7 protein-coding genes and 1 pseudogene are annotated in these 11,532 nt (G+C 70.4%); 5 read left to right on the plus strand and 3 right to left on the minus strand.

The window, feature by feature from the left end:
- Nucleotides 1-155 (plus strand): annotated as a pseudogene (locus tag AX744_RS21960) (ferritin-like fold-containing protein); the annotation flags it as partial.
- Between the two features lie 53 nt (nt 156-208).
- Here the strand turns inward: AX744_RS21960 and AX744_RS21560 are convergent.
- Nucleotides 209-496: a hypothetical protein gene (locus AX744_RS21560; protein ID WP_046749550.1), complete on the minus strand. Its 288-nt coding sequence runs from the start codon at nt 494-496 to the stop codon at nt 209-211.
- A gap of 7 nt (nt 497-503) precedes the next feature.
- A complete protein-coding gene (locus AX744_RS21555) occupies nt 504-728 on the minus strand; it encodes a DUF3107 domain-containing protein (protein ID WP_045263100.1) in 225 nt (74 codons plus the stop codon).
- 172 nt (nt 729-900) lie between these two features.
- Between AX744_RS21555 and AX744_RS21550 the strand changes: the two genes are divergently transcribed.
- On the plus strand, nt 901-4,128 hold the full coding sequence (locus AX744_RS21550) for an ATP-dependent helicase (protein WP_061016605.1): 3,228 nt from the start codon (nt 901-903) through the stop codon (nt 4,126-4,128).
- Nucleotides 4,125-7,649, plus strand: a complete 3,525-nt coding sequence (locus AX744_RS21545; RefSeq protein ID WP_082738478.1) for an ATP-dependent DNA helicase — start codon at nt 4,125-4,127, stop codon at nt 7,647-7,649. The genes AX744_RS21550 and AX744_RS21545 overlap by 4 nt, the downstream gene beginning before the upstream one ends.
- Here the strand turns inward: AX744_RS21545 and AX744_RS21540 are convergent.
- Nucleotides 7,595-8,971 carry a phosphotransferase gene (locus AX744_RS21540; RefSeq protein ID WP_231728779.1) on the minus strand — a complete coding sequence of 459 codons (1,377 nt, stop codon included), beginning with the start codon at nt 8,969-8,971 and terminating at the stop codon, nt 7,595-7,597. The two genes, AX744_RS21545 and AX744_RS21540, sit on opposite strands and share 55 nt — an antisense overlap.
- Nucleotides 8,972-9,035: 64 nt before the next feature.
- Here AX744_RS21540 and nudC point away from each other — a divergent pair, with 64 nt between their 5' ends.
- Together nudC and AX744_RS21530 are read left to right on the plus strand one after the other, a co-directional pair.
- Nucleotides 9,036-9,917, plus strand: coding sequence for an NAD(+) diphosphatase (nudC, locus tag AX744_RS21535; protein ID WP_061016601.1), 882 nt, complete (start codon nt 9,036-9,038; stop codon nt 9,915-9,917).
- A partial coding sequence (locus AX744_RS21530) for an ATP-dependent helicase (RefSeq protein ID WP_061016599.1) occupies nt 9,914-11,532 on the plus strand: 1,619 nt, incomplete at its 3' end. The genes nudC and AX744_RS21530, both read left to right, overlap by 4 nt.

The following is an 11,532-nucleotide window of genomic DNA, read 5'->3' on the forward strand; positions in this document are numbered from 1 at the left end:
GGGCCCGCCGTCTCGTCGGCGACACCATCCTCGTCTGTCGCTCGGCGCTACGGCCGGAGCGTCTCGACGTCGACGAGGAGCGGATCGAGCCGGTGTACACCGAGCTCATGGGCGCTCACGCACGGCGCATGGACGCCATGGGACTCGCGTCCTGACCCGACATCGCCACACGCGCGGTCGGTTCGAGGCGGTCAGATTCCGACGGCGGTCAGATTCCCAGCGCGACTCGCTTCTGGGCGTCGGCGCGCTTGCGCATCCCGGTGATCGCCACGGTCGCCAGTGCGGCGACGATGGGGGCTCCGAGGACGCTCGCGAGCCACAGCCAGATGCTGTCCTCGCCCACGCCCGCCCACTGCAGGGCGGTGTACAGGACCGCAGCCACCGCGGTCGCGATGGCGGGGGTCAGAGCGACACCGCGCAGCTCACGACCGCCGATCAGGAAATGTGCGGCGATCCCGAGAGCGCACGCGCCGATGAGTGCGAGGAGGATGTACATCGTCGGGTTAGGCGACGAAGCCGACGCGGCGGGATTCCTCGGTGCCCAGCTCGATGTACGCGAGGTTCGCGGTCGGGACGATGTAGGAGTTGCCCTTCACGTCGGCGAAGCTCACGTGCGACGCGCTCTGCTCGAGGGCGGTGGCGACCTGGGTGCGCACCTCTTCGGCGCTTGCGCCGGTGTCGAAGCTCAGTTCACGGCCGGTGTTGATGATGCCGATGCGGATTTCCACGCGTGCTCCTTGAAGTTCGGGGACTGCGCCAACTCTACCCCGGGAGTACAGGCCGGGATCGGCCGTCGCGGCCTGTTTCGCCGTGAGCGCACAGGGGGAAGGCACCATGGCTGCGGGCGGCCTCAGGCGGGTGGGGACGGTGATGTCTGCGCGTCCGGATAGCGTTGATGTCATGACACCGGATTCCGCTCAGCGTGCTGTGATCGCCGCGGAGTCGCACGCGTCCGGTGTCATCATCGGCGCACCGGGAACGGGGAAGACCCGCACCCTCATCGACCGCGTCGTCCACCTTCTCGATGCAGACGCCCTGCGCCCCGAAGAGGTGCTCGCCCTCACCCCGAACCGTCAGGCGGCGACGGCGCTGCGCGACCGGATCGGAGTCAGGATCGGGCAGGCCACGCCGGGTCCGCTCGCGAGATCGCTCGGCTCGTTCGCCTTCCAGCTCGTGCGGGGGGCGATGGTGAAGGAGGGGTCCGAGCCGCCGGCGCTGTTGACGGGCGCGGATCAGGACCGCATCATCGCCGAGCTCCTCGCCGGTGACGCGGAGGACATGCGCATCCCGTGGCCGGAGAGCCTGAGCGCGTCGGTTCGGGCGTCGAAGGGATTCCGCTCCGAGCTGCGCGCTTTCCTCGCCGAGTGCACCGAGCTCGGGGTGGACGCTGCGGAGCTTCGTGCATCGGGCAACGCCGTGTGGGCGGCGACGGCGGAGTTCCTCGTGGAGTACCGAGCCGTGCTCGACGCCCTCAGATCCGCACATCGCGATGCCGCCGACCTGCTCAGCGAGGCGAGCGCCATCCTGCACACGGCCGATCCGGCGACTCTCGGCCCGTTGGCACCGCTGCGCGTGGTGCTCATCGACGACGCTCAGGAGCTCACCCGCGGCGGCATATCGGTCGTGAAGGCCCTGCGGAGTCGGGGGATCGCCGTGCTGGCGTTCGGCGATCCGGATATCTCTTCCGGCTCCTTCCGCGGAGCCAGCCCCGAGCTGTTCGCGCAGCTCGCCGGGGTGCTGGGGGATGTGCACGTGCTCGATGGCCCCCATCGTCAACGTCCGGCGCTCACGGCGCTCACCCGCACTGTGACGCAGGCGATCGGCGTGTCGGGGCGGGTCGAGCATCGGCGGGCGCCTGTGCCGGCGACGGCCGATGACGTCGACGCCGGAGTCTCCACGTTCATCGCCCCGTCTCCCTACGAAGAGCTCGATCGCATCGCCGGTGTCATGCGCGAATGGCACCTCTCCGAAGGGATCCGGTGGGATCGGATGGCGGTCATCGCCCACGACACCCGGCAGGTGACCACGCTCGAGACCGAGCTCGCCGCCAGGGAGATCCCGACGCGCGCAGCCGGTGTGCAGCGCCCGCTCGGCAGCGAGGGGATCGTGCGCGACATCGTCGGCATCGTTCGTCTGGCTCTCACGCCCGTCGAAGAGCGCACCTCGACCGCGCTCGAGGAGGCGCTGCGCACCCCGTTCGGGGGGATGGACGCCATCGGGCTGCGGCGCCTGCGCGCCCGGCTCCGACACGTCGAGCTCGAGCAGGGCGGCTCCACCCCCGCGCGGGAGATGCTGCGGCAGGCGATGGCGAATCCTGCCCACCTCACTCTCATCGACGCTCCGGAGTCGCGCACTGCGGAGAGGTTCGCCGAGACCATCCAGGCTCTCGCCAGCGGTGCGGATGCCGGCGAGACGATCCACGACCTGCTCTGGCGGGTGTGGGACCAGGCCCGAGCCGTCGACGGGCGTCGACTTCAGGTCGCCTGGCGCGAGATCTCGCTGCTGCCGACGGGGGCGGAGACCGCGCGTTCGCTCGACGCGCTCGTGTCGCTGTTCGACGCGGCCAAGCGCTTCGTCGAACGCACCCCCAACGAGAGGCCGGAGGTGTTCGTACGGGACATCCTCGACAGCGAAGTTCCCGAGGACTCGCTGTCGACTCCCGATCGGCCGGGAAAGGTCACGCTGCTGACCCCTGCGACGGCGCTCGGCACCGAGTTCGATGCGGTCGTCGTCGCCGGCGTGCAGGACGGCATCTGGCCGAATGTGCGCCTTCGCGGTGGACTGCTGCAGACGTGGCGTCTGCCCGACGCGATCCAGGCCGTCCGCACGGGGATGGCGATCGAGCCGCCGGGCGTCCTCGACCGGCGACGGGCTGCGCTCCACGACGAGTTGCGTCTGTTCGTCCGTGCCGTGTCACGTGCGCGCGATCGGCTCCTGATCACTGCGGTGGACGACGACGATCTGACTCCCAGTCCGTTCTTCGGCTTCCTGCCCGCTCCCGAGCCGCCTGAGCGGCATGCCTCGGCGGAGCATCCGCTCACCCTGCGAGGCCTGGTCGCACGGCACCGACGCGCCCTCACCACGACATCCGCCGAACCCGTGCGGCGAGTCGCCGCTGCGCAGCTCGCCGTCCTCGCCCGCGAGGGGGTCCCGGGTGCGGACCCCGCCGAATGGTACGGAGTGACGCCCGTCTCCACCGATGCGCCGCTGCGCGACCTCGCGGTCACGGGTGCGCGGGTCTCGCCCTCGAAGATGGAGTCCTACGAGGAGTGCGGTCTCAACTGGGTCGTCTCGGCACTCGGCGGCGACACCGTGATGCCGCCGACGGCGGGCATAGGCACGATCGTGCACGAGGCGATGGAGCGGGTTCCCGACGGAGACCTGGAGCAGATGCGGGCGATCGTGGCCGAGCAGTGGCCGGAGCTCGACTTCGAGACCGAATGGATCGGACGCAAGGAGCGACGCCGTGCCGATCTGCTCGTCGACAGGCTGCACGCCTACCTGGGCGACGTCCGTCGGGAAGGCGGAAGGGTGATCGGCAGCGAGGTCGAGTTCCGCTTCGCCGTCGACGTGGCGGGGGCGAGCGGCGAGGACGAGGATGTCGTGCCGACCGTGCATGCGGTGGGGGAGAGCAGGGCGAATCAGGCGATCATCCACGGCTACATCGACCGGGTGGAGGCCTACCCCGCCGGCGCGGGTGAGCATGCGGCGGCGCGAGGCCGCGGATGGCAGCCCATGTCGGGCGGTCCGGAGGGCCCGACGGTCGTCGTCGATCTGAAGACGGGCAAGAACGATCCGGAATCCGACTCCGGCGTGCTCGAGCATGCGCAGCTGGCCGCCTATCAGATCGCGGTGCAGCAGGGACTCGTCGAGGGGGCGCCGCCGGCTTCACTCGCCGGAGCGCGGCTCGTGATCGTCTCGAAGACCCTCGCGAAGAGCGACTACCGCATCGCCCATCAGCACACGCTCGACGACGAGTCGCGCTCGGCCTTCCTGATGCGCGTATCGGATGCGGCGCGTGGCATGTCGGCTTCGAGCTTCACAGCGCAGGTCGAATCGCACTGTGCCGACACCCAGCGTCGGGTGCATCCCTGCCGTATTCACACGGTGCCGGCGGTGAGCTCGTGACGGGGGAGAACGGCGCATGGTGGAGCGCCGGCGCCTCGATCTCCGCTACCGACATCGCCGCCGCGCTGGGCCAGCCTTCGCCGACCCCCGCCCAACAACGTGTGATCGAGGCGCCCCCGGAACCTGCGCTCGTGGTCGCGGGTGCCGGCAGCGGGAAGACCGAGACGATGTCGGGGCGCGTCGTGTGGCTCGTCGCCAACGGGCACGTGCGCCGCGACGAGATCCTCGGCCTCACCTTCACGCGCAAGGCTGCGGGTGAGCTCGCGGAGCGGATCGGCCATCGGCTCGCGGTCATCGACGAGTACGGTCGTCGTGGACTCCTGCCCCATCTCCCGGCGATCGTGGCGGACGGATCACTGCGCAGGGTGGAGGAGGCGGCGCCCGGCCGCCAGCGCGAGGTGGTCCGTGCACACGTGCTCGACGAGCTCGCCGACCAGCGCGGGACCGGGTGGGACCCGGTGATCCCTCGGGCGGCGGAGGACCTGATGATCCGGCCTCGGGTCTCGACCTACAACGCCTTCGCGGACGGCATCGTCCGCGAGCACGCTGCACGCATCGGGCGAGACCCCGACGTGGCGATGCTCAGCCAGGCGGCCTCCTGGATGCTCGCGCGCGAGGTCGTGCTGCGTAGCGATCTCCCTGAGCTGGAGAACATCGACTTCGCGCTCGGCACGGTCATCGATGCGGTGCAGCGGCTCGCCGGAGACGCCCTCGACCACCGTGTGGACCTGGATCTCGCCGAGCGCATCGCCCGGGAGCAGGCCCTCGCCTTCGAGCCCTACCGGAGCAACGGCGATGTCGAGAAGGCGGCCGTGAACCTGCTCAGTCTTCCGACGCTGTCGAGCCTGGTGCGCGACTACATCGCGGAGAAGCATCGTCGCGGCGTGCTCGACTTCGCCGATCAGGTCGGCGGCGCGTACGACATCGTCGAGTCGGCGCCCGATGTGCGCGCCGAGCTCCGCGAGCAGCATCGCGTGGTGCTGCTCGACGAGTATCAGGACACGTCGGTCATCCAGACCCGCTTCCTCGCGGAGCTCTTCCGTGACTCGGCGGTGATGGCCGTGGGCGACCCGCACCAGTCGATCTACGGCTGGCGAGGGGCGAGCGCCGACAATCTCTACGCGTTCTCCGGCACGTTCTCGAGCACGGGCGCGGCGCATACCTACAGCCTCATGACCAGCTGGCGCAACGACCGCCGTATCCTCGGGATCGCGAACCGGGTGCTCGAGCCGCTCCAGCGGCCCGGGCTCGACGTGCCCCCGCTCGAACCCCGTCCTGGGGCGGGAGAGGGCACCGTGACCGTGGAGTACCCCTTCACGGTCGACGAGGAGGCAGCAGCCGTGGCGGAGTGGTTCTCCGAGCGTCGAGCGGCACACGATGCTCGCGACACGGCAGCGGCACACGCGACGAAGCCGCACACCGGCGCGATCCTGTTCCGCTCGAAGCGGCACATGCAGACGTTCGCGGCTGCGCTTGCAGCCCGGGGGATCCCGCATCGGATCCTCGGTCTCGGCGGACTGCTGGCGACGCCGGAGGTCGTCGACGTCGTCTCGACGCTCCGCGTGGTGCACGACCCCACGGCGGGATCGGCGCTCATCCGACTGCTCACCGGGCCGCGATTCGGCGTGGGGGTGGCCGACATGGCGGCGCTCTACGACCTCGGGCGCACGCTCTCGGAGCGTGACCCCGCGATGGCTCCACTGCCTGAGGAGATCCGTTCGCGGCTGCGCGGGTCGCGGGGCGCCGACGAGGCGGTGTCGATCATCGACGCCGTCGACGTGGTCAGGGCCGTGCGCGACGACTACAGACTGCTCGAAGCGATCACCCCGGACGGGCGGGCACGCGTGCGCGCCGCGGGCGAGATGCTGGAGCGTCTGCGACGAGCGTCCTCGCAGCCGATCCCGGAGCTGATCCGCCTGATCGAGCTCGAACTACGGCTGGACATCGAGTTGGCGGCGAACGAGACCAGAGGGCCTGCCCGGATCGCCGCGACGCAGCTGCGCGCGTTCTCCGACGAGGTCAGGGCCTTCCTCGCCGCCGACGACCGGGGGAGCATCGGCAGTCTGCTGGCCTGGCTCGACAAGGCGGAGAGCACGGACGAGCTCATGCCTCGGCCGGAGCCGCCGGAACCCGGCGTCGTGCAGCTGCTGACGATCCACGGCTCGAAGGGCCTGGAGTGGGATGCCGTCGCCGTCGTCCGACTCGTGGTCGACGAGCTTCCGAGCCGTGTCTCCGACACCTCAGGGTGGTTCGGGTTCGGCGTCGTTCCCTTCGCTCTGCGCGGCGACCGAGATGCGCTACCCCGCTTCGAGTGGGACCCCGTCGGGGCGATGGGCGACGAGACCGACCCCGTCAAGCGTCAGAAGCTCGCGCAGGCATCGCTCTCCGGCGGCGCGACCAAGGCGAATCCGCAGGGGGGCGCGATCAAGCGCTTCAAAGACGCGTACCGGGCGTATCAGCAGCAGGAAGAGCGACGTCTGGCGTATGTCGCGGTCACCCGTGCGCGGACCGATCTGCTCTTGAGCGGCTCCCACTGGGCGGGGCAGAAGTCCCCGCGCACGCCGAGTCCCTATCTGCTCGAAGCCATCGAGGCGCAGGGGTTCGAGGAAATCGATCAGGTCGATCCGGACGACAATCCGTACGAGGGCCCCGGTTCCACGCTCCGCTGGCCCCTCGACCCGCTGGGCGCTCGGCGGGGTGTCGTGTCCGCGGCGGCAGCGGCTGTCGAAGAGGCCACGCTCCGGGGAACGGCAGAACCCTCGATCGAGCTCGCTCGTCTGCTCGCCGAGCGTGCGGCCAGACAGCGCGGTGCCGATGCGGAAGCGCCGACGCGCGTGCCGGCCTCGAGGTTCAAGGACTACGTCACCGACTTCTCCGGAACCCTCTCGTCGATCGTCAGGCCGATGCCGGAGCGGCCCTACCGGCAGACCCGCCTCGGCACGCTGTTCCACGCCTGGGTGGAGCAGCGGTCCGAGCTCGTGGGCGTCGGCAGCCGTGTGGATGAGGCGCTCTGGGAGCTCGATGAGGAGGAGGCGCCGATCGAGGCCGAGCACCTGACGAGGGCGTCGGGGGAGGGGCGCGGAACGACCGCCGACGCCGCCGACCTCGCCGTGCTGCAGGCGACGTTCGAGCGCAGCGAGTGGGGAGCGTTGCAGCCCATCGCCGTCGAGATCGAGATCGACTTCGTGCTCGGTGCAGGCCTCTCCTCGGACGAGGCTGCGGGCGGTCACATCGTCATCTGCAAGCTCGATGCCGTGTACCGGCGCGCCGACCGCGGCGGCCGCGTCGAGATCGTCGACTGGAAGACCGGCAAGGCCCCGCGCACCGCCGCCGAGCGGGAGGAGCGCATGCTGCAGCTCGCGCTCTACCGTCTCGCGTACCACCGCAGATTCGACGTACCGCTGGAGGAGATCGATGTCGCGCTGTACTACGTGGCCGACGACCTGATCATCCGCGGCGATCGGATCTACTCGGAGGAGGAGCTCTTCCAGCGCTGGAGTGCCGCTCGCGCGGCGCGCTGAGCCTCCTCGGAGTCGTCCTCGTCGTACGCGGTCTCCGCGTGCGACACGGAAGCGCCGTGCCTGTCCGCGGCATCGGTGCTGTGGCTGCCGGCGAAGATGCTCCGAGCCCCGGAGAGGTCCTCGGTCTCGAGATCGAGCATCCCGGCGCGGTGGGAGCTGTCGTCCCGCTCCTGTCCTTGGCCGTCGGCACCGCTGCGAAGCGGTTCGACGACATCGGTGGACGTCGCGTCGGTCGCGCCCTCCTCCGATTCGGCCGGAACGTCGATCCACAGCTCCTCGGGGTTGTAGGCGTCGGTCTGCATCGACGTGTCGACCTCGGTCACGGCGTCTCGGGGCACGCGGTCGAGTGCGTCCATGGCAGAGTCGACTCCGGCGCTGCGGGCATCGATCACGCTCAGGTCATCGGTACGCAGACCCTCGGCGAGAGCCTCGAGCAGCGCGGCCGCGTCGTCGACGATATCCGGTCGATGCATGGCGTCGCCGTGCACGAGCCACCGTGCGAACTCGAGCTCGGCGAGCAGACGAGCACGCACTTCGAGGCCGGCGTCCGGTGCGCGGTCGAGTGCGCCGGAGTACGCGGCGTGGACATCGTCGGACGCCTCGGGTGCCGCGGAGAGCCACGACAGATCGACCGCAGGATCACCGATCGACAGTCCATGCCAGCCCAGGAGCCCGATGACTTCGGGGCCGCGTTCGGGGTCGTCCTCGAACAGGAAGGACGTCGACTGCAAGCCGCCGAGCACGACGGTGGACTCGAAGCGCCACAGGTCGTCGTCGGCGACGGCGTCGCGCCATCGCACGGTGAGACGCGCGGGAACCCTCCCCGTCGATGCGGCCGTGTCGATCAGGCGATCCAGCTCGGCGCGGCTTTCCTCGGCCGTGCGTGTGGCCAGTCCCGCCCCGCGGACCACCGAGGTGGGCATGCTGTGCACCGCGGCGATCGCTGACCCCATCGACGGGGCAGCCCCGCGCCCCGCCGGCACGTGGGCCGCGTCGATCTGGAACCCGGGCAGCAGCTCGGTGACGAGCGCGCGTCCCTCGCCGAGTCGGGTCTCCCCGATGTAGGCCGGCACCCGGAACGGCAGCATCGCTCGAGCGCCGTCGGTGAGAGCACGAAGCGCGATCGCCTCGGCGGCGAGTTCGCGCGCCGTCTCGTCGTCGTCTGCGACGCGGATCGCGAGCTCACGGCCATCGGCCAGGGTGGCGATGGCCGAGTCGAACCGGCCCTCGCCGTCCGCGCTCAGACCACGGGCACCCGTGACCTCCGCCCCGGGCAGTGCGGCGGTCACTGCCGCGGCTAGAGTGAAAGGAGAGCGTCCCATGCCCCCAGGTTAGGTCGGCTCAGGGGCGGTCCCGCCTCCGCCACGCCCGTGAAAGAGGGAGTCGATGACCATTCAGCGCCCGTCCCTCGACCGTGCGGCCGAACTCCGCGAAGAACCGGATGTGCTCGCCCGTCTCCGCGACGACCCGGCGACGCGCGTCATCGTGGTCCGTGAAGGTCGTGTCAGAGTCGTCGACTCCGCACTCGTGCGCGTCGCACCCGATGCCGTCGTGGAGGCGAGCTGGGCGCTTCTGGGGCGCGATCTCGACGGCACCCTGCTGCTCCTCGCGGCCGCCCCGCCGGAGAACGATGCTCTCGACACGGCGCCGGACGAGATCTGGCTGGGACTGCGCGATCTGGGTGGTCGCATCGACGGCCAGGAATCCGAGCTGCTCATCAGCGCGATCGCGCTTGCCGGCTGGCTTCAGGACGCGGCGTTCTGCCCCACGTGCGGAGGGGAGACCGAGCTCCGACAGGCGGGCTGGTCCCGGCGCTGTCTCGTCTGCGGACGGCAGCACTTCCCCCGCACCGACCCCGCCGTGATCGTCGCCGTCGAGAGCAGGGACGGCCAGCGCCTGCTGCTGGGCGCCAACGCGAACTGGGGCGGGCGGATGTTCTCCTGTTTCGCGGGGTTCACGGAAGCGGGGGAGTCCCTCGAATCCACCGCCTACCGTGAGATCGAGGAGGAGTCGGGTGTGCGTCTGTCCGCCCTCCGATACGTCTCCTCGCAGCCCTGGCCGTTCCCGCGGTCGCTCATGGTCGGCTTCCGCGCCGTCGTCGACGACGAGACGACCGCGCGCGCCGACGGCGAGGAGATCATCGAGGTCCGCTGGTTCACACGTGCCGAGATCGGATCCGCGCTCGCCGGAGACGGACCGGTCGGGCTTCCAGGACCTGCATCGATCGCTCGGGCGCTGATCGTCGACTGGTACGAGGACAAGGCGTGAGCGCACTCGATGCCCTCGATGAGCGGCAGCGGGCGGCGGCATCCGTGCTGCGAGGTCCCGTCGTCGTGCTCGCGGGAGCCGGAACAGGCAAGACCAGGGTGATCACCCACCGCATCGCCCACGGTGTCGACACGGGGGCCTACTCGCCGTCGCGTGTGATGGCCGTGACCTTCACGGCGAAGGCTGCGGGGGAGCTCCGCGGACGGCTGCGCGCGCTCGGCGTCGAGGGCGTCGCCGCTCGCACCTTCCACGCGACGGCACTCGCGCAGCTGAACTTCTTCTGGCCCACTCTGGCCGGCTCGCCCGCGCCGTCGATCATCGACAACAAGGTGCGGATGCTCGGGCAGGCTGCCGATGCGATCCGCCTCCGGCCCAGCACCGCGACGCTGCGGGACATCGCCTCGGAGATCGAGTGGCGCAAGGTCTCGATGCTCTCGATCGACCAGTACGCCGCGCTGGGTCGGCCGGTCTCCGGGGTCGACGCGACGCAGCTGGTCGAGCTGATGCGCGGGTACGAGGCGCTCAAGGACGACCGCCGTCAGCTCGACTTCGAAGACGTGCTCCTGGCCTGTGCCGGCATGCTCGAGGCCGAGCCGCGCGTGGCCGCGTCCGTCCATGAGCAGTACCGTCACTTCACGGTCGACGAGTTCCAGGACGTGTCTCCGTTGCAGAACCGTCTGCTCGAGCTGTGGCTCGGGGACCGGCACGACATCTGCGTCGTGGGTGACGCCAGCCAGACGATCTACTCGTTCGCCGGGGCCGAGCAGCGGTTCCTCCTCGAGTTCGAGCGCCGTTACCCCGACGCCACGGTGGTGCGACTGGAGACCAACTACCGCTCGCAGCCGCCGATCCTCACCGCGGCGAATGCGCTGATGCGGGGTCGTCCCGGCGCGCTCGAACTCGTACCCGCGCGCGAGCAGTTCACTGCGGACGCGCCCACGATCACCGCGTACGACACCGAGGGCGAGGAGGCTGCGGGGATCGCCGCCGGCATCTCCGCCCGTATCGAAGCCGGCACCTCTCCCGACGAGATCGCAGTGCTCTATCGCGCTCATGCCCAGTCCGCCGTGCTGCAGCAGGCGCTCGCCGCCGAGGGCATCGCGACCACGGTCCTCGGGGGGACGAGGTTCTTCTCGATGCCGGAGGTCCGCCAGGCGATCCTCGCCCTTCGCGCTGCGGCCGTCGCCCCGACTGAGCAGGGTTTCCTCGCCGGAGTGGAGCGCGTGCTCCGCGAGCTCGGACTCACGGAACAGCCGCCCGCTGCCGGAGGAGCGCAACGGGACGGGTGGGAGGCCCGGCGAGCGATTCTGCGGCTCGCGGAAGAAGCCGGTCCCGACTCGGACCTGCGCAGTTTCAGCGACGCCCTGATGGCGCGGGCGAAGGATCAGCACGAGCCGACGATGCGCACGGTCACCCTGTCGACTCTGCACGCGGCCAAGGGCCTGGAGTGGCCGCACGTCTACCTGGCCGGGTGGGCGGAGGGGTCGCTGCCCATCTCCTACGCGACGACGTTCGAGGCCGTCGACGAGGAGCGCCGCCTGGCGTACGTCGGTGTCACGCGCGCCGCGCGGACGCTGGCGCTGTCATGGTCGAGATCGGCGGGTCGGGGAGAGCG

It is taken from the genome of Microbacterium sp. CCH5-D1 (genome assembly GCF_001557335.1).
GTDB lineage: Bacteria > Actinomycetota > Actinomycetes > Actinomycetales > Microbacteriaceae > Microbacterium > Microbacterium oxydans.